The 19,168-nt window shown below is 37.6% G+C and carries 18 protein-coding genes; 3 read left to right on the top strand and 15 right to left on the bottom strand.

The features are described from left to right. Window positions 1–137: 137 nt before the first annotated feature. The 7 genes from IEX29_RS26620 to IEX29_RS07105 form a co-directional block, all read right to left on the bottom strand. Window positions 138–536 (bottom strand): MerR family transcriptional regulator, encoded by a 399-nt coding sequence (locus tag IEX29_RS26620; RefSeq protein ID WP_268239029.1) that lies wholly within the window; start codon window positions 534–536, stop codon window positions 138–140. A gap of 19 nt (window positions 537–555) precedes the next feature. Further along, a complete protein-coding gene (locus IEX29_RS07130) occupies window positions 556–873 on the bottom strand; it encodes a hypothetical protein (RefSeq protein ID WP_188733764.1) in 318 nt (105 codons plus the stop codon). A gap of 347 nt (window positions 874–1,220) precedes the next feature. Further along, window positions 1,221–1,769: a signal peptidase I gene (lepB, locus tag IEX29_RS07125; protein WP_188733763.1), complete on the bottom strand. Its 549-nt coding sequence runs from the start codon at window positions 1,767–1,769 to the stop codon at window positions 1,221–1,223. Window positions 1,770–1,925: 156 nt separating this feature from the next. Beyond that, window positions 1,926–2,564, bottom strand: a complete 639-nt coding sequence (locus tag IEX29_RS07120; RefSeq protein WP_188733762.1) for a TVP38/TMEM64 family protein — start codon at window positions 2,562–2,564, stop codon at window positions 1,926–1,928. A gap of 334 nt (window positions 2,565–2,898) precedes the next feature. Continuing rightward, complete coding sequence (locus IEX29_RS07115) at window positions 2,899–3,372, bottom strand: competence protein ComK (protein ID WP_188733761.1); 474 nt, start codon at window positions 3,370–3,372, stop codon at window positions 2,899–2,901. A gap of 268 nt (window positions 3,373–3,640) precedes the next feature. Further along, window positions 3,641–4,636, bottom strand: coding sequence for a lipoate--protein ligase (lplA, locus tag IEX29_RS07110; RefSeq protein ID WP_188733760.1), 996 nt, complete (start codon window positions 4,634–4,636; stop codon window positions 3,641–3,643). Window positions 4,637–4,711: 75 nt separating this feature from the next. Continuing rightward, window positions 4,712–5,440, bottom strand: coding sequence for an MBL fold metallo-hydrolase (locus tag IEX29_RS07105; RefSeq protein ID WP_188733759.1), 729 nt, complete (start codon window positions 5,438–5,440; stop codon window positions 4,712–4,714). Window positions 5,441–5,549: 109 nt separating this feature from the next. Here IEX29_RS07105 and yhfH point away from each other — a divergent pair, with 109 nt between their 5' ends. Together yhfH and pepF are read left to right on the top strand one after the other, a co-directional pair. Next, entirely contained in the window at window positions 5,550–5,681 is a 132-nt protein-coding gene (yhfH, locus tag IEX29_RS07100) for a protein YhfH (protein WP_084612985.1), read from the top strand. A 470-nt stretch (window positions 5,682–6,151) separates the two neighbouring features. After that, window positions 6,152–7,972 (top strand): oligoendopeptidase F, encoded by a 1,821-nt coding sequence (pepF, locus tag IEX29_RS07095; protein ID WP_188733758.1) that lies wholly within the window; start codon window positions 6,152–6,154, stop codon window positions 7,970–7,972. Window positions 7,973–8,085: 113 nt separating this feature from the next. Here the strand turns inward: pepF and IEX29_RS07090 are convergent, their stop codons facing one another. From IEX29_RS07090 to IEX29_RS07070, 5 genes are all read right to left on the bottom strand, one after another. Further along, entirely contained in the window at window positions 8,086–8,634 is a 549-nt protein-coding gene (locus IEX29_RS07090; RefSeq protein WP_188733757.1) for a GNAT family N-acetyltransferase, read from the bottom strand. A gap of 282 nt (window positions 8,635–8,916) precedes the next feature. Further along, the gene (gene hemY, locus IEX29_RS07085) at window positions 8,917–10,329 is read right to left on the bottom strand and encodes a protoporphyrinogen oxidase (protein WP_308423625.1); all 1,413 of its coding nucleotides are present in this window, start codon (window positions 10,327–10,329) and stop codon (window positions 8,917–8,919) included. Then, window positions 10,329–11,264 carry a ferrochelatase gene (gene hemH / locus IEX29_RS07080; protein ID WP_188733756.1) on the bottom strand — a complete coding sequence of 312 codons (936 nt, stop codon included), beginning with the start codon at window positions 11,262–11,264 and terminating at the stop codon, window positions 10,329–10,331. The genes hemY and hemH overlap by 1 nt, the downstream gene beginning before the upstream one ends. Before the next feature lie 115 nt (window positions 11,265–11,379). Next, a complete protein-coding gene (gene hemE, locus IEX29_RS07075) occupies window positions 11,380–12,417 on the bottom strand; it encodes a uroporphyrinogen decarboxylase (RefSeq protein ID WP_188733755.1) in 1,038 nt (345 codons plus the stop codon). A 298-nt stretch (window positions 12,418–12,715) separates the two neighbouring features. Continuing rightward, complete coding sequence (locus IEX29_RS07070) at window positions 12,716–14,929, bottom strand: transglycosylase domain-containing protein (RefSeq protein ID WP_188733754.1); 2,214 nt, start codon at window positions 14,927–14,929, stop codon at window positions 12,716–12,718. Between the two features lie 1,054 nt (window positions 14,930–15,983). Between IEX29_RS07070 and IEX29_RS07065 the strand changes: the two genes are divergently transcribed. Next, the gene (locus IEX29_RS07065; protein ID WP_188733753.1) at window positions 15,984–16,481 is read left to right on the top strand and encodes an antibiotic biosynthesis monooxygenase family protein; all 498 of its coding nucleotides are present in this window, start codon (window positions 15,984–15,986) and stop codon (window positions 16,479–16,481) included. 160 nt (window positions 16,482–16,641) lie between these two features. Here IEX29_RS07065 and IEX29_RS07060 read toward each other — a convergent pair whose 3' ends face one another. From IEX29_RS07060 to liaF, 3 genes are read right to left on the bottom strand one after another with little or no spacing between them, the layout of a single operon-like run. Next, a complete protein-coding gene (locus tag IEX29_RS07060) occupies window positions 16,642–17,283 on the bottom strand; it encodes a response regulator (protein ID WP_188733752.1) in 642 nt (213 codons plus the stop codon). Between the two features lie 17 nt (window positions 17,284–17,300). After that, on the bottom strand, window positions 17,301–18,359 hold the full coding sequence (locus IEX29_RS07055; protein ID WP_188733751.1) for a sensor histidine kinase: 1,059 nt from the start codon (window positions 18,357–18,359) through the stop codon (window positions 17,301–17,303). 11 nt (window positions 18,360–18,370) lie between these two features. Next, complete coding sequence (liaF, locus tag IEX29_RS07050) at window positions 18,371–19,150, bottom strand: cell wall-active antibiotics response protein LiaF (RefSeq protein ID WP_188733750.1); 780 nt, start codon at window positions 19,148–19,150, stop codon at window positions 18,371–18,373. Window positions 19,151–19,168: the final 18 nt, after the last annotated feature.

Below are 19,168 nucleotides of genomic sequence, written 5' to 3'. Positions count from 1 at the left end.
TATTGAGCAAATTCTATTCATATTTAAACGCAAGCTTTCCTTTCTATTCACATACAATTATCAATCACAACAGTAAAGTAAAATCGGCAGAAAAGAGATGAAGAGCAAGGCCTGTTCTGCAATTATTTCACTTAAAATTACAAGGATACACTTTCCTGTTTATTTTTTTCCAGCAAATAATCTATTTTATAATCTGCACGTTTTAATACATGTTTAATTTCCTTTATTTGTTTTTCTTGTTCGAGCATTTGCCTATATTTATTTTGAAAAAGACTTTTTATCTGCTTCAGATTTTTTATTTCTTCTTTTGTCAGCTGCCTTTCATGGTCAGCATCTTTTGACCAGTCTAACAGTGTTTTGATCTCGTTTAGTGAAAAGCCTGTTTGTTTCAGCTTCATAATCGCATCCATTATATCAAGATCAGTTTCACTGTATTCACGATGAGCTTTTTTTATTTTTGGATGAAGCAGGCCGATCTTTTCGTAATATCGTATCGTATCTTTACTTAATCCGGTACTTGAGGAAGCTTCACTAATTTTAATAATAAATCACCTGCTAAACAATATATTTATATATTAGTAATACAAGACTCAAATGGAATATAAACCGAATCAGATGATGACTGGGAGTAAGTTTTCCATTGGTCAACAATCCTTCTGCAACCGCAAGTATATGCATCAGGACAGATGCAGCGATTAAAATAATAAACATGATGTTTTTATTTGGAATAAACAAAGCAACAAGCATAGTAAATGACACGAATACAAATAAAACCGGCTGGAGCCGTATGCCTGTCTGTCTCCATTTTACCGCACCTGCTATTCCTGTTAATACTGCATAGAGACCAACCAAAAAATAAATAACAATTGACAATGTAATCACTCCTATCTTTTATTACCTATACTTTAAAAGATGGAGTTAACTCCATGTCAATTATATTTTGTATTTCCAATTGTCGTTAGCTGTTGAAAGATGCGCCGCTATTTTCGGAAAGATTTCTTCGCATCTATTTGTGCAGCATGATGAAACTGACTTGTATTTTGGTTTTTATCTTTCTTTAAGTGCAAAAAAAGCTCCTATCTTTATTTTAGCAAAGATGGGAGCCTGTTCCTAATAAAATTATTTTTTATATTTTCATCTGTTTTGCATCGTTCAGGTTCTGTCTGTCTATTAAGATATTCAATGGTCATAATCTCAGGCTATTAAAATATTCACCCGCATTAACGCTGCTGCTTAAATAATTCTGTTACCGGCCAGTAGGTAATATCAACCTTTCCAACCACCTCATCAACAGGAATAAAGCCTATAGACCTGCTGTCTAAGCTGTCTCCGCGATTATCACCTAATACAAAAATCTGGTCTTCTGGCACAGTCTCCTCACCTGTTACTTCAAGGAGTGTAAAATCTTCTGTTAATAGCTCCGTTTCTACATTCTCTTTTTCTTCCTGCAGAAAATCCTCGGGAATATACTCGCCGTTTACATATAACTGATCATCCTTGTATTCTATTGTTTCTCCCGGTAATCCGACTACCCGTTTTACATAATCATTTTCTTCGGTTGCATGAAATACAATAACATCAAAACGATGAAGATTTGAAATATTATTTGTAACTGTATTCACCATCATTAAATTACCGTCATAGAGTGTCGGTTCCATGGATTTTCCATTGACAACATAGTTCTCAAATAAAAATGCCCGAACAACTAAAAACACAGCGATTAACAAAACAGCTACAATGGAAACCCTTATATAATTATATTTTTTCACTGTTATTCTTCCTTCGCTTTAGTCTATTACTTACATCATACCCCAAAGCAAAGGAATCTAATCTTTCAACCGCAGGCAGGAAATATTTAAATTTCGAAAAACCCCACTGGATAAAGTTTTGCTTTATTTTCCAGAGGGGTTTTATCATATAGTGTATTATCCACTATGCTTGTCCACTTTTTTATGAAGCCTTTTCTCTAAATACTTGCCGAACATCCAAAAAACAATAATACCTATACCGACTACAATTGTCCTTACCGGATTCTGAGCAAATTCCATGATGCTGGAGCCGACGTAGGAAATGGAGAAAATCATTACTGTCTTACCTAACAGTACGGCCAATATAAATGGATAGATACTGATTTTAGACAATCCAGCTACAACATTAATAACAGACGAAGGGGAAAATGGGAAACAAAGCAATAAAAACAAAGGTCCAAACCCATGTTTTTCTACCCACGCAGTAATCTTACTCACCTGTTTATTATGGCGAACCTTTTTTAACAGCCTTGTATTTCCCAAACGGCGAATAATCAGAAACACAATTACAGCACCAAGACTTGCACCAAGCCAAGAGTACAGAAAGCCTTCAAATAATCCGTAGGCGGCTGCATTTCCGAGCACAAATACTATAAGCGGCAAGAACGGTAAAAACGCTTCAAAAAAAGGCAATGCAATACCGGGCAATGGACCCAGACCTTCATATTGCTCCAGCAGCTGACGAATAAATTCCTCCCAGCCTTCTTCTTTTAAATATGCCTGCCAATTTGAAAATGTAATATTCATTACGTACATGCGGTCAGTCTCCCTCAAAATTCCAACAATCTTATTGATGATTATATGCTACTGCAGATTTTTTGAAAAGTATAAACTTCTCTATCAAATGAAGCTTAACAAACTCAAATTGCCACCAGGGTTTACTTTTTTTATTATTTTAATATTTATCATATTTCAAGAAAGAAATAAGCAGAGAAGTATTCATAATGATATTCTTAGAAAATAACATTATTTTATGCAGTTTTTTATTATAAAAGGATTTTTAGAACAATCTGGGTAAGGGGAAAATCTTAAGTAAGTGAGAATTTTTTGGAAGGAAAGCAAAACGTAATAAATAGAATCATACTGAATGTCATTTATCGATAAACGCAGTGCTCCGCTCATCGATAAGAAAACGAATTTGGGCTGTCCGCTGGATTTGATTGATTACAATACCATGAGAAACCTCTACATCAATTGTTTTTCCATTTTTAAATAGAATTTGTGTGGAGGTACTGTCTATTTTTTTCACTTCATCTATATGAGAATGTGAGATCCAGGAACAGCTTTCATGTGACGGGGATTTCGTCGGGAAGAAGTACATTCTATTTCTTGGATCAACCGGTATTGGAGTTTTATGTGTGATACCGGAAATACTTTTAATGCCATTTTGTCTGCCTTTTAAATCAGATCCAAAATAGGCACATGCATACTCAATTACTTTTGTCGGTTTTCCTTCTAATACGTATTCCACTTCATCTTCTAAAACTCTGGAAACATATTTTCCTTTTTCATCTTTATCAGATATGACCGCCATGGTGTAAGGTGTAATTTCTCTCATTTTCATTTCTATATTCCTCCTAATTACCTGGTGACACAAGTGAGGTTTGAATTATTATAGCACCAAAATGAGTAAAAAGATATATTTATTTTGAATTTTTGTATTAATTTTAAAAATAAAAAGAAATTAATAAAGCTATAATATAAATTACTTCAACTTATAATTCCTTTCTGCCAAACTATCGTGTACTGATTAAAAAAACTCCATTCTATTCAAGGCTTTAACCTGCCCTTCAGAATGAAGTTTTTTCTTTATATTATTTATCACTAATGGTTTAATAAAGCAGTTCTAAAAATTCTTCTTTAGAAATTCTTCCAAGATAATGTGATACATCAATCTGGTCCAGCGCTTCTTTGATGGCATCACGATTATGACGAATGCCGGCTAAAGCATCCTCCAGCTCTTTTACATTACCTATGCCAAAGAAATCACCGTAGATAATGCAATTTTCGATAATGCCTTTTTTTACATCTAAACGGACATCCACCAGTCCGCCAGGGAATTTCTTAGACTCCTGGTAGTTGAATGAAGGTGATTTACCATAATTCCAGTCCCATTGCTGATAGCGTTTTTCTGAAATCTCATAGATTTTTGCCCAATCATCTTCGGTTAACACATATTGAGGGACATCCTTAACATCTTCTACATCAAAGATATAGCGTAAAATTAATTCCTTGAACTCGTCCATTGATATAGGGTTATCAAGATATTCCGCAATATTTGCTACGCGGCTGCGGATCGATTTAATTCCTTTAGATTCAATTTTGATTTTCTTCACCTTTAATGCTTTCGTTAATTCTTCTAATTGTGAATCCAGCATTAAAGTCCCATGGCTGAACATGCGTCCGCGTGTAGAGAACATGGCATTACCAGAGATTTTCCTTCCTTCTACTGCTAAATCATTTCTCCCCTGTAATTCAACTGGAACACCGATATTATTTAAAGCATCAACAACAGGCTGTGTAAACTTAGCAAAGTTTTGAAAGCTGTCGCCATCATCCTTTGTAATAAAGCTGAAATTTAAATTCTGTTCATCGTGATAAACAGCTCCGCCACCGGAAAGACGCCGGACAACTTTAATTCCTTTTTCGTCTACATAGTCCGTATTAATTTCTTCAATGGTATTTTGGTTTCGTCCAATGATAATGGAAGGACTATTTACATAAAATAATAAATATGTATCTTTCTCACCAAAATTTTCAAGAATATACTCCTCAATCGCTAAATTAATACGAGGATCATTAATACCTTTATTATCAATAAATTTCAACTTAATTCCTCCCTCTTTTTCACTAGTCTCATTTTAACGCATAAACTATTGCAAATCAAAACTTCTACCCGGATACTATTCCCACACATATCCTTCAACTGCTAACACAATTTCACCTGTATAAATCTGTTTTGCTTCTTCTTTCAACTGTTCTAGTACACCAAATTGCGGCAGGTGGCTGAGCACTAACTGCTTTACACCGGCAGCCTGCGCAATACCTGCTGCTTCCTCACTGTTCATGTGTCCTGCTTTTGTTCCATCCTGTCCTTTAAAATAGTTGCAGTCAGCTATCAATAAATCTGCTCCTTCTGCAAACGGAATCCAAGCTTCTGTATAACTGCTGTCCGCAGTATATACAATTGTCTTCTTACCATCTGTAATACGCATTCCGAAGCATGGAACGGGATGCTCCGTTCTAAAAAATGTAATTTCAAACGGGCCTGCTTTCAATACTTCATCAGGGTTATAAGCTATTCCCTCTGTATATTGATGTGATAAAGAGAGATAGCCATCCTTATCTTCTGTGTGGCCATATATTTTTAATTTCTTTTCATTGTTATGAACGTAATAATCAATGAGCTTCGCATACTGTAATACTCCGATATCTGCTACATGATCATGATGATAATGTGATAAAATCACTGCATCTAATTCAGATACAGAAAGGAATTTTTGAAGCTTGGACAGGGAACCGCTCCCCATATCCAATATAAGTTTATAATTATCTTTTTCTAATAAGTAGCTGGATGTAGCGCCTTCTTTATTAGGATAGCCGCCCCAAAATCCAATTATAGTTAGTTTCATTCTGACATCTCCTTCTATTTTTATAAAATTGTATCAATACAGTGTTGACACAAATAAACTGTTATAGTACAATACTTTTAAATCAATTAAATCCTTAGGAGGAATCGAAATGACTGGAATTATCGAATTTTTTAAAAACCTGCCAAAGAAGAAATGCGCAAAATGCGGAAACGCAATGGTAAATGAAAAAGCTGACTGTTATGGTAATATTTGCGACGATTGCGATTATCCGGGACGTTAAAGCTGACAGTAACCCTACCATTATAAATTACTGTTTTTAACATCCTGTTTAATAAAGTGAAACTTCAATCAGTGTGGATTTTCTTCCTCCCCACTGATTGCCAGTTGAACCAATCGGGCCGTTACTGGCTGTTGGATTCCCACTTAGAAATTTCGATTTTTCTCTATTCTTGTAGTGAGAGTCTTACAAAAGCCCTTCGATGGGAAGAATAATCGAAGTCCCAGCCTGTTACGCTGCGATAAACTATGATTTCCCATAAGTTACAATCCTTCTCCTGGATAGCCTGTTATAAGGCTATTCTTTTTTTGTATTCTTTCATTTTGCAAATTAACTTTTGAATTATTTAAAAAATCCTATAATTTTTTCTTCTCCTGTACTATAATTAATTAGGTAGTCGAATTAATTGATAAAGTATTGCTGTATCTTTATTTTCTTTTACATGGGGCAATATTTCAAGTATTTGGGGAGGAATGAATATGTCAAATTCAAACAGACAGTATCGGAAAGATGTTCCAATTGAACAAACATGGGATTTAACAGATCTTTTTCCAGACAAAGAAAGCTGGGAAAAAGCATTACAGGAAGCCATTCAGGGCGCGGATCAAATAACGGCTTTTAAAGGGAAGCTTTCTGAGAGCGCACAGACTTTGTCCAAGGCTTTGAAAACAGCAGAGGCTTATCAAGAAAAGGTTATTCACGTTGCTGTCTACGCTAACTTACTAATAAGCGCAGATGGAAGTGACCCTGCTAACCAGAGCGCAGCAGCAAAAAGCGGTGCCGCGCTTGCAGAAATCAGTTCGAAGCTTTCTTTCTTTGAAACAGAGCTCCTAAAGCTATCTTCATCTGATATAGAACAGTTTATAAAAGACGAACCTATTCTCGAAACATACCGTAAATATTTATTTGATATTCTTGAAGAGAAAGATCATATACTCTCACCTGAATTAGAGGAAGCTCTTTCTGCATTGAGCGAGGTATTAGATGCTCCGCATAATATCTTTTCACGCAGCAAGCAGTCCGATATGCAGTTTGAAGAAATTGTTGACGGTCAGGGAAATACACAGCCGATGAGCGAGCCATTATATGAAGAAAGCTATGAGTATTCAGAGGATGCTGTATTGAGAAGAAACGCCTATGAATCTTATGTAAATACATTTGAACAATATAAAAATACGTATGCAGCAACCTATCAGACCGAGATTACAAAACAGGTACAGCTTTCTAAATTAAGAAATTATGATTCCGTTACAGAGATGCTTTTAGCTCCGCAGCAGGTAACAACGGAGATGTACCATAATCAATTAGATGTTATTCAAGAAAAATTAGCGCCGCATATGCGGAAGTACGCAAAGTTATTAAAAGAAAAGCTGGGCTTAGAAAAGCTGCGATTCTGTGATTTAAAAGCGCCGCTGGATCCTTCTTTTAATCCAAGTACATCTTATGAAGACGCTTCGGAAACAATTTTAAGTGCATTAGATGTTATGGGACCGGAATATTTAGAAGGAATGAAAAAAGCATTATCAAATCGCTGGGTAGACCGTGCTCAAAATGTCGGCAAGGCTAATGGTGCCTTCTGTTCCAGTCCATATGGAGCGCATCCATATATTCTCGTAACCTGGGCTGATAAGATGCGTAATGCCTTTATTTTAGCCCATGAGCTGGGACATGCAGGTCATTTCTACTTAGCTGGTAAATATCAGAGTTTATTTAATACCCGTCCATCAACTTATTTTATTGAAGCGCCTTCCACATTAAATGAATTACTGCTTGCAGACCATTTAATGAAGACAAATAAAGACGATCCGCGAATGAAACGCTGGGTTATTACACAATTATTAGGAACGTACTATCATAATTTTATTACGCATTTATTAGAAGGAGCATTCCAGCGTAAGGTTTATGATCTTGCTGAAGCAGGAACGCCGGTGACTGCCGATGTGCTATGCAGAGAAAAACGTGATGTATTAGAATCCTTCTGGGGCGATACAGTCACATTTGATGAGGGTGCCGGGTTAACCTGGATGCGTCAGCAGCATTATTATATGGGCTTATATCCATATACTTACTCTGCGGGACTTACTGTTTCTACAACGATGGCTAAACGCATTCGGGAAGAAGGACAGCCAGCTGTTGAGGACTGGCTAAATGTCTTAAAATCAGGTGGTACAAAGAAACCGCTTGACCTGATTAAAGATGCGGGCATTGATATGTCCAATCCGGAAAATATCGAGATAGCTGTTAATTATGTCGGCTCTTTGATTGATGAATTAGTCGAAAGCTATTCCGAATAAAATTCAATGTGCCGAAAACCAGGCTGGGTGTAATGCCAGTCTGGTTTTCTTGCACCCTACGAAAATTCTAAAAATGATCATCCAGATAATCTTCAAAGACTGGCGGGATTTTTTTAATCTTTTCTACCCCACTCTTCTCGCAGCATTCCATAGACTTCCCGATCATGTAATATATCCCCTATCACTTCATCAGCCCGGATTGTGCCCTCATGTTTAAACCTGAGTCTTTTAGGAACCGCTGCACTTTTACTGTTCTCTACCGCTGTTTTTATTTCAATTTTATTTAATTTCAGTTCATTAAACGCATAATTTACCATGGCAGTACAGACACTCGTCATAATTCCCTTACCTGTATAATCCTCTCCCAGCCAATATCCAATTTCAGTTTTCTTTACCTTCCAATCAAAATATAAGAAACCGACAGAACCCGCTAAGATTCCCTTATACCATATGCCAACCCAAAAACCTTCCCTATTCACAAAACGAAATAATGACCTTTGGATAAAGGATTTCGAATCTTCCGGCTTATTTGTAACAGACGGAAAGCTTAACCAGTTGCTTAAAAACGCTTTATTTGATGATACTAAATTGAACAATGTTTGTGCGTCATTTTCTTCCAGTAATGAAAGCATAATATCCTCATTAACCTGATTATTAAGCAACGCTTCTCCTCCTCTACTCTTTTTCGATTATATTCAAAACCATGGTTATCTGGTAATGTCTATAACGATATTTCTTTAAAGTATAAAACAAAACTTCACTTAATGGGGATTTTTGTGCTTTCTCCAATAAAAGTTGACGCCATAATTATTTTGCCCGTCCAAGGAATTTTATGATTATTTCATCAAAAATATTGTAATCAACGGCCCTATCAAGGAAACAACTTCATAATAAAAACAGCCATGAAATTATTTACCATCCCACAGCTGTTTTAAATTAATTGTTTATTTATTTTCAGTTAGTGCCTTAAGCGCTAATTCAGCACCTTTTTGTCCATGCTCAATACAATCCGGAAGCCCTGTTCCATCATAAGAGCTGCCGATTAATTCCAGGTTTGGAAGATGACCCGCTACATAGTCTCTGATACGGCTGACAAGTTCTAAATGGCCGGTGTGGTACTGCGGGCGGGCCCCGATAAATCTTGTAATCTCATAGAATAAAGGATCTCCCTTGATTTTCATCACTTTGTTCAAATCTTTTAATACGATATCAACCAGCGCCTCATCCGATTCCTTCACTATCTCCTGATCATCAGGCTTTCCGACATAGCAGCGCAGTAAAGCTTTGCCTGCAGGTGCAGTCCCTTCCCATTTACGATGCGTCCAGGTGCATGCAGTAATTCGGTAATTACTGTTTCTCGTCACCAAAAAGCCGGTACCGTCTAAATCACGTTTAATCTGCTTTTCATCAAAAGCGAGCACAACATTGGCTGTTGATGTCGCAGGAATATCAAATAATTCCTGTAATGGCTGATGCTTGCTTAGCATTCCCGGAACCTGTGTATGCGGCACGGCAACTAAAACAAAATCTGCTGCCAAAACATTTCCGGAATCTAAAAGAACATGATATCCCTCTTCTTTTTTCTCAATATGATTTACTCTATTATCCCGGATGATTCCTACAGCGTCCAATTGTGCTTCAAGTTCATCAACAAGTGTCTGCAAACCATTTGTAAAAGAGAAAAATTGGCCTTGAGCAGGCTTTGCTTTTTTATTTTTTTCAGGCTTTGGCATTGTCTTGCCAAGACCTTTCATCACACTTCCGTAATCCTGCTCCATTTTCCCAAAAATAGGATAAATTGCTTGAAGACTCATTTTATCAATATCACCAGAATGAATTCCAGAAAGCAAAGGATCAATTTGATTATCTACAATTTGATTTCCAAAACGGCGGCGCATAAAATGCCCTAAGGATTCGTCTTCTGTACTTTTATTCTTTGGTTTAATTAAATCCATCAGGCCACGAATTTTACCTGATAAAGTAAATGATTTTGAACGCATGAGCGGTCCAATTTCTTTTGGCACACCCATAAAGGCGCCCTTTGGCATTTTATGCAGCTTATTTTTTATAAGCATAAAGGATTGACCGGTAGAATTATATCTTGTTTGATTAAGAATACCTAATTCTTTAACCAGCTCCATTGCAATTGGTTTACGTGCTAAAAGAGAATCTGGTCCTTTTTCAATTGTAAATCCATCCCGTTTTATCGTATGAATCCGGCCGCCAAGACGGTTTGAACCTTCTACCAGAGTAATTTCGATTGGAAGCTTTGCTGATTGCGCCTGTTTTTGAAGATGATAGGCGGCAGACAATCCTGTCACACCGCCTCCAACAATGACTACTCTTTTTTTATCCATCAGGAAGCACGCTTAACTTTCTTTAATACCACATTTGCTAAGGTTTCAATAAATTCTGGACGGGCATTTGGCATTTCCGGACGATAATAGCTTGCTCCAATCTCATCACAGACCACTTTACATTCATGGTCGTTATCATATAAAACTTCCAGGTGATCTGCTACAAATCCAACAGGTGTGTAAACAAATGCTTTGTATCCATCTTTGTTATACAATTCACGTGTTAAATCCTGAACATCTGGTCCAAGCCATGGATCCGGTGTATTTCCTTCACTTTGCCAGCCAACTTCGTAATTCTTAACATCTGCTGCTTCAGCTACTAATTGTGCTGTTTCCTCTAATTGCTGCTTATATGGGTCTCCATTTTGAAGAATTTTTTCCGGCAGACTATGAGCAGAAACAATTAATACAGATTTTTCTTTTTCTTCTTCAGGCATTTCTGCAAAAGCTTTCTGCACGCCTTTTGCCCAGAAGTCAATAAACCCTGGTTCTGTATACCAATCCTGTACGGACTCAATTTTTATGCCATGCTTTTCTGCTGTGCTATTAGCACGTTCATTATATGATTTAACACTGAATGTAGAGTAATGTGGTGCTAAAACAATAGAAACAGCCTCTTTAATACCATCTTTTGCCATTTCATCTACTGCATCCTCAATAAATGGAGCGATATGTTTTAATCCGATATATGCTTTAAATTCATATTCATCCTGGACTTCATTTAACTTGCTTTCTAACGCATAGGTTTGTTCTTTTGTAATTTTGGCTAATGGCGAAAGACCTCCAATTGCCTGGTAACGATCTTTTAAATCCTGCAATGCTTCTGGCTCTGGTTTTCTCCCATGGCGAATATCAGTGTAATATGGTTCAATATCTTCTTCTTTGTACGGAGTTCCGTATGCCATTACTAATAATCCTAATTTTTTCTTTTCCATTTTCAACACACCTCGTTACGTTTTGTTTAAGAGTAAAAATTTTACTTTTTATACACCAGTTCCAGAGCGTGCTAATAACTGTTTAAAATCAGTATTAGCATGCTTTGTACTTTTCTTACTTTTGCTGTGAATAATTGTGAATAAGATTCGTCAGCCTTTTTAGTGTCTCCGGCTTAATATCGGGAGTAACGCCATGACCAAGATTAAAGACATAGCCTTCCGTGTTCATCCCCTGATCCAGTATAGCTTTCGTTCTTTTTTCAATTGTCTCCCAATCACTCAGTAAAATAGCAGGGTCCAGATTTCCTTGTAATGTTTTGGTTACACCTAAGTTTCTCGCTTCTTCTACAGAAGTACGCCAATCCAGGCCAATTACATCTACCGGCAAATCATTCCACTCTAATAACAGATGACTTGCACCTACACCAAAGGTAATCAGCGGGACATTATATTTTTTCAGCGCGGAAAAAATATCTGTCATTACCGGTTTAATAAAATAACGGTAATCTTCCACGTTTAAGGCGCCCACCCAGGAATCAAAGATTTGAATAGCACTTGCTCCGGCTTTAATTTGTGCTTCCACATAATGAATAATCATACTTGCTAACTTATCCATTAATGCAAACCAGGTTTCCGGCTCACGATACATTAATGCTTTTGTTTTCGTATAATTTTTAGAAGGGCCCCCTTCAATCATGTAGCTCGCTAATGTAAACGGTGCACCTGAAAAACCGATTAATGGGACCTCAAGCTGCTCCTCCGTCAATAAACGGATGGTATCAAGCACATATGGCACATCACTTGCCGGATTAATCTCACCGAGTTTTTCTACATCCTGCATAGTCCGGATCGGCTGTTCAATAACCGGGCCAATTCCGCTTTTGATCTCTACATCTACTCCGATAGCCGGAAGAGGCGTCATAATATCCTTATACAGGATTGCTGCATCTACTCCGTAGTTTTCGACCGGAAGTCTTGTAACATAAGCACAAAGCTCCGGCTGATGTGTAATTTCAAAAAGAGAGTACTTTTCTTTTAATGCCCGGTATTCTGGTTGAGATCTTCCAGCCTGACGCATAAACCAGGCTGGTGTGTAATCTGTTTTGTTTCCGCGATAAGCGTCTAAAATTGTTGTGTTTTTCACTTTTACCATGCAACGTTCATCCTTTTATATTCTTTTTCCATCTCTAACTATATCTATTTATCAGGCTAATGTATAGGGAAGAGGATTGTTTGTCATTAAATTGTCTCATTTTAAAATCATTCTAAAGAAATATCTCTTATAATGCGAATTCAAAAAGTTACTAAATCAGATGTAAGAAGATGAAGACTTCGTTGCTTTTACAATTAGGCTTGCGCGTGCGATGACATCTGCATTGCCTGTGCGATGCAGATGTCACTAACTTCGCCGCTTATCATTTATGATTTTTCGAACATCCTCTTGTAGAGTTTTAGAAAAATGATACAGATTCAGAATGCTGCCCTTCCATATTTGTAATCGGGTCAAATGGTACAACATAATAGTATTCATTTCGGAACCAGATATCATCAATGATAAATTCTGTTTCCCCTTCTACTTCTCCCACCAGTTCATCTGTACCTTCTTCCTCTTTATAAATACGGTATACAACACGATCATCTGCTGAACCGCTCCAGGTAAGCTTTCCTTTCACCAAAGCCATCCCGCCAAATGTATAGCTTGCATTTAAATTCTCAATTGCCGGTAAATCAATTGGATCTGGCAAAGGCTCGACATCTTCCGGCATTGAAAAAGAAGCTGTCAATGCTGAGCCGGTTTGATTATCAATATCTGTCAGTATTTTCTTAGTCAACGATGTAGGATAAGCACTCCCGCCTGTTAAATAATGTTTTTCATCTGACTTATCATACCCCATCCACGCAGCTGTAACATAATCCGGTGTATATCCAACAAACCAGGCATCCTTAGATGCCCCATCTACATAAGTATGTTGTGTAGTTCCTGTTTTACCCGCAAGCTCCTTGGCATAATAGCCGGAGCTCGCTGTTCCTGTCCGGACATTTTCCTTGAGCATTTCTGTCATATCCCAGGCAACCTGTGGTGTAAATACTTCTTTGTTACTTGTTTCTGATTGATATATCACTTCTCCGTTACGGTCTTTTATCTCTGCAATAGCTGTTGCTTCAGACATGTTTCCATTATCGGCAAAAGCTTGATAACTTTGCGCCATTTGTAACGGCGTAACACCTTTTTCCAAACCTCCTAAAGCAATAGATGTCCCCTTATCCTTATCATCGAGCGGCAATTCCAATTTATTCAGATAAGACTTAGCATAGTCTATGCCGATCTCATCGAGCAGCCAGACAGCAGAGGTATTTGTTGATTCTACAATCGCCTGATAAATTGTAATGTTATTTTTATATTCTCCACTAACATTCTTGACATCATACTCCTCCATATATTGATCCGGAATAATTGTAAAAGGATTATATTTATCTTCCTTCATCAACGCCGGACCATACACAGCGACCGGTTTAAAGGTGGAGCCCGGCTGGCGCTGTACATTTACCCGGTTTAAATCACCAAGGCTGAAATTACGTCCGCCGATTGCTGATACAATATGACCGTTATCCTTATCCAGCATTACAAAAGATCCTTCTGTTCCTTCTGTGTTTCCAGGGAAAAAAGCATCCTCCTGGAAGTCTTGATAAGCAATCTGCTGAAAATCATCATTCATATATACCGTAATTTCATATCCGCCGCTTTGTAAATCTTCAAAGCTTAAATTGTGCTTTTCTGCAGCTTCTTTTATTGCTATATCAACATAGCTGTCAACCCAGGGGTTTGTTCCTCTTTTTTCTTCTGACAGGTTTATCCCTAAGTCTTTTTCCTGCTCAAGCACCCTTGTTTCTTCATCTATAAAGCCCGCTGATTCCATTGTCTGGAGGACGACATTTCTGCGCTCGGCTGCTTTTTCAGGATGATTCAGGGGAGAATATCCATTTGGCGCTTTCATCAAACCGGCAAGCAATGCTCCTTCAGAAATAGTTAAATCATCAACATCCTTGGAAAAGAAGAATTGCGAAGCTTTTTGGACTCCGTAGACTCCCTCTCCAAAATAAACCTGGTTGACATATAATTCTAATATCTCATCCTTACTAAGCCTTCTCTCCAGGTAAAGGGAGGCCATTGATTCCTTTATTTTTCTGGCCCATGATTTATCATTTGTAAGAAAAAGATTTTTGGATAATTGCTGTGTAATTGTACTTCCGCCTTCTACTTTACTACGCGCTAATATGTCACGATAGACTGCCCGTCCAATGGATTGCAAATCAATTCCTTGATGCTCATAAAAACGGCGGTCTTCAACAGCAACAAATGCTTGCAGCACATGATCCGGAATATGATCTACGGATACATATTCCCTGTTTTCATTATATAAAGTTTTGACCACCTCTCCGTCCTCTGTACGGACAGTGGTTGTCAAATCAAGCAGCAAATCATTCTCATCTGCGACCATTTTACCTCCTAAAATCAGCAGTCCATAACCGCTTAACAAGAACACAAAAACAGCAGCAATAGCAATCCCCAGCCACTTTATTTTTTGTCGAAATACATTCTTTTGATTTTTTCTTCTATTTTTTCTTCTATCTTTTCTTTTTTCATTTCTTCGTTCACTACTCATAAACTCACCTCGGTGCATATACGTTCCTATTATACGTTATTCTAACTTTTTGATAAAGAATGGACATCTTTAAACTACAGAAAGATTCGACAGGAAATATGTATTATTTTCAATATTATTTGTATTTGTGTACAATTTAATTACTCAACTTTCGCACCGAATAAGCATCTATACTTTACTATTTCAGGATGAACATGTTCTACATTATCCTGCTTGTATTTTGTTAAATCATCCTTCTATGGAGATGGAGATTGTGTATAGCTCCGCTCCGACCAACCACTACGCTTTCCATGGGGACGGCTTCAGCTAACTTGAAAAGAAAACCGCTTTTCAAGTGGATCTTCAGCTCGCCCTGCGATGCACAGGACGTGCAAGTGCAGGCGTTGTGACAACGCTTTTCGATGGGGTGAGTAATCGCAACCCCAGGAGTCACGGGTTTAGCCTGCGAACCACTTAGGAGTCTTCGTGGTTGGTCTGCGCTCAGTTAGGCTTCTACAGCGAATGAAAAAACTCATAGTCTGATGGAATTGGATGAAATAATCGCTTTTCGCTCAATGAAAAGATCCTTTTAGTGTTTCAAATGGTTGATTTAGCAATTTAATTTAAGATATAGTATTGGATAGAAAATATTAAAAATAGCTTTGATGAATAGAAAGTAATCGTGAGAGGAAATTTTTATATGCACCACGAAAAAGAAGTTTTTTAAGGGTCTAATTTCTATTGACTCAGTTGTAGTTGTATTAAACAGTATAGAATCCCCTGCTAGCGGAGGCGGACCGTTTTGACTCCTGAGGGATTAGCGCCATCTGAAGATCCACTTTTGCCAAGGTTAGCTGAAGAGCGTGCCCCTAGGAAAGCAAAACGGGCCGCCGTAGCGGTCGCCTTACACGTTACCTTCTTTCTGGGTAGAGTATATGCTTTGTCAAGAGATAGATGGAAGGAACGATCAACGCTTATCACTATGATAAGAAAATTATTTTTTAGGGTGCGAAAGTGGCTGAATTAATTATAAATACGTGTTCAAAATAAACTGTCAAAACAAGGAGGAATTTTTATGAAAGCGTTTATGACAAGAGGAACCATCCGTTTTTTGGAAACATTGGAGAAAAAAAATACAGATATTGATTTTTACTTTATCTCCAGCAATGATGGCGGTATTGCTTATTATGAAAATAGCTCCAAAAATATTTTTTCATCCGGTCAAGCCTTTGAAGTATTAAAAGCTGTCGGAAAATTATCCAAAGAAGGATATGTAGTAATGAACCATCTTCCAGTTTCAGAGGACAGCAGCTCCACCTTTGAATATCGCATGAAGCAAAGTGACAGCGGCATTGAAAAAACGGATGGGTTCCAGGCGTGGCGTTTTTTACGTCAGGAGAAGACAAGCAAATACGTTGTTTTGACACAATGGAAATCCTTTGCCGATTTTGAGAACTGGAAAAACTCTGATCAATTTAAAAAAGCACATGATTCCCAAAAAGCAAAACAACCGAGCTACTTTATGGACCGTCCATTTGTTATTTCTGGTCATATGCATGAAAAAGAAGAATAAAATATCACCTGAAGCATTAATAAAAACGAAGAAAAGCTGAGACAGCAATAGACTATAATCATGATTCTTCATTTTTATAATCCAACTTATCCATAAAAGAGGTTATCCGTCGCTGGATAACCTCTTTTTTAATGAATAAGTGAGACTTCCTTCCAACAGATCAATCCCCAGTTGCTTTAAACAATTGATTTCGATGTACATAAACAGCAGCCTGCGTCCTGTCATTAACACCCAGCTTACTTAAAATATTGCTCACATGCGTTTTGACCGTTTTTATACCAATGTAAAGTTTTTCACTAATTTCCTGATTTGTCATGCCGTCTCCAATACACAGGAGCACCTCTAATTCCCGCTCCGTCAGGTCTTCATGTGGTTTTTTAACCGCAGAACGAAAACGGCTCATCATCTTTTGGGCAACTTTTGGCTCAATCACATTTTCATCTTTGGCAGCCTTGCGTACTGCATCTGCAATTTCCTGTGCATTTGATGTTTTTAGTAAATAACTGAACGCTCCCGCCTCTAACGCAGGGATAACCTGTTCATTATCATAATAGGACGTAAGAATAATGACTTTGCATGCAGGATAAGCGGACATTATTTGTTTTGTCGCTTCTATCCCATTCCCATTCTCCATTATCAGATCCATCAGAACCACTTCCGGCTGCTCCTTCAATACAAGCTCAGCACCATCAAATCCATTGTTCGCCTGCCCGATAACCTCCATATCATCTTCTGTCTGCAGAAAAGAGATGATTCCTTTCCGCACTATATCATGATCATCAATGACAACAATACGAATCATAAAATATTCTCCCCTTTTTAACTCCCCTGATTAGGAATTCGAATATGAATATATGTACCTTGCCCCTGCTTTGAACGAATGGCAAAGGTTCCTCCCAGCTCCTCGCTGCGTTCCTTCATCGTTTTCAGTCCATAAGATGCTTTATTGTCCTGCTGCTTTTCAGATTCAAATCCTACTCCATCATCTTCAATACGGACATAGAGCTCTTCCTGCTTCCTTTTTATTTCTACCTTTACTGTATTTGCATTAGCATGCCGCAATATATTTGATAATGATTCCTGAATAATCCGAAAAAGATGTTCCTCAACTACTTCTTTTAAATCCGGCATTTCATCAATATCGACTTGAAATGTCAGATTACTTTTCTGTTCCAAAGCGTCTATCAGTTTCTGAACTCCTTCTTCTAATGTCTCCCCGCTTGTCAGATAAACTGGCCGTAAATGAAGTAATAATGCACGCATTTCCGCCTGAGCCTGATGCGCTGAATGTACAGCCTCCTGCATCTGCTCTTTTGCTGTGGCAGGATTTTTATCAAATAGCTTTAATGCTGTTTCTGATAACATTGCCAACCCGAAAAGCTCCTGGCTGACAGCGTCGTGAAGGTCTCTGGCAATCCGCTGCCTTTCCTCAATGACTGCAGCTTTATGTGCTGATTTCGCATAATCTGCTTTTTCATCAGCCATACGCTGTAATGACTGAACCTGACGCTGTAATTTATCCCCTAGATCATTGAGTTCATCAATAATTCGATCTGTTTCATCTACATCTTCATGAATTTTCGAAATTTTGGAATTGTAATTCCCGTTGGCAAATTGTTTGATTTGAATCGAGATGGCATCTAAACGCATTTTTAGTAAGTTCCCGATTTGAGTAAATCCCGATTGTAAGGACAAAATAAAACCGATAATCAGATACAGACCGATAAATAAAAATATGCTTTGTGCTGTTAACCATTCCGGGTCCCAGATAACAAATAAGGATAGAATAATTGCCAGCAGGATACAGGTCGTTAAAAATAAATTATATAGATGTAATCTGATAAAACTGAACCGGACACTTCTCCATCGTTGTTTCATTTTATCACCCCTTATACCCGATCAATACGAATAGAGCCCGCCTTTAAACGTATGTCGATATATAATTTTTTGGTAGCACTTTCAAACTGATCCGTTTCATAAAATAATTCTGTATTAATCCCGGCAGATTCTTCACCTGAAATGTTTATATCTCCGGCTTTTGCTGTTGCACTGGCCTGAAATTCCACTTCTTCCGGAATAATAATAGTGACATCACCTGCTAATGAGCGGATATTTATTTCCGTTTCTTCATCAGGAATATAGGCATCTGTTAAATCCAGATAATAAGTGCCTACCATCGTATTTATATTCATCGGCTCCAGATTCCAATTCCCCTTTTTCTCCATATCACCTATTGTAAATGGCCTATCTTTATTTTTAGAATATGCAGAAGTTTTCTTACGATCTTTTTTTGCTTTTTTATGTTTGTTAGAACTGTTGCTGTACAATACTAAAAAATGGAATCCGCGAAATAAACTGAGTCCTATAAAAATTAAAATCATCGGCCAAAGCTTAAACACACTCCAAAATGTAAATTCAACCAATCCAAACCTGTCCGCTAATAAAAGTCCCCCAAAGACCAGCAGGAAAATCCCGCTCATCCAGGCTCCACGTCTTTTGATAATAGCTGTCCTCAGAAGTACAATTCCTGTCACAACAAAAAACAGCGGGTAAATATAACCCCAGCCGAAGCTTAATTCAAAACCATCTATGTTTAAACTATTTACAATTAACATGACTCCAATCCAAATAAGGCAAATCGCAATAAAATAGGAAAAAATTCTTTTCATGCGTTTCATCAACTCCTT

Source organism: Oceanobacillus neutriphilus (assembly GCF_014645515.1).
Lineage (GTDB): Bacteria > Bacillota > Bacilli > Bacillales > Amphibacillaceae > Oceanobacillus > Oceanobacillus neutriphilus.
Note: the sequence above shows the minus strand (reverse complement) of the source record. Positions and strands in the feature narration are given on the sequence as shown.

Bases quoted from the DNA above. Each gene is read 5' to 3' on its own strand.
- IEX29_RS07105 (WP_188733759.1), bottom strand. From the start codon at position 5,440: ATGAAACTAACTATAATTGGATTTTGGGGCGGCTATCCTAATAAAGAA.
- IEX29_RS07065 (WP_188733753.1), top strand. From the start codon at position 15,984: ATGAAAGCGTTTATGACAAGAGGAACCATCCGTTTTTTGGAAACATTG.
- pepF (WP_188733758.1), top strand. From the start codon at position 6,152: ATGAATATGTCAAATTCAAACAGACAGTATCGGAAAGATGTTCCAATT.
- IEX29_RS07070 (WP_188733754.1), bottom strand. From the start codon at position 14,929: ATGAGTAGTGAACGAAGAAATGAAAAAAGAAAAGATAGAAGAAAAAAT.
- hemH (WP_188733756.1), bottom strand. From the start codon at position 11,264: ATGGAAAAGAAAAAATTAGGATTATTAGTAATGGCATACGGAACTCCG.
- yhfH (WP_084612985.1), top strand. From the start codon at position 5,550: ATGACTGGAATTATCGAATTTTTTAAAAACCTGCCAAAGAAGAAATGC.
- liaF (WP_188733750.1), bottom strand. From the start codon at position 19,150: ATGAAAAGAATTTTTTCCTATTTTATTGCGATTTGCCTTATTTGGATT.
- IEX29_RS07115 (WP_188733761.1), bottom strand. From the start codon at position 3,372: ATGAAAATGAGAGAAATTACACCTTACACCATGGCGGTCATATCTGAT.
- IEX29_RS07060 (WP_188733752.1), bottom strand. From the start codon at position 17,283: ATGATTCGTATTGTTGTCATTGATGATCATGATATAGTGCGGAAAGGA.
- IEX29_RS07055 (WP_188733751.1), bottom strand. From the start codon at position 18,359: ATGAAACAACGATGGAGAAGTGTCCGGTTCAGTTTTATCAGATTACAT.
- IEX29_RS07120 (WP_188733762.1), bottom strand. From the start codon at position 2,564: ATGTACGTAATGAATATTACATTTTCAAATTGGCAGGCATATTTAAAA.
- hemY (WP_308423625.1), bottom strand. From the start codon at position 10,329: ATGGATAAAAAAAGAGTAGTCATTGTTGGAGGCGGTGTGACAGGATTG.
- hemE (WP_188733755.1), bottom strand. From the start codon at position 12,417: ATGGTAAAAGTGAAAAACACAACAATTTTAGACGCTTATCGCGGAAAC.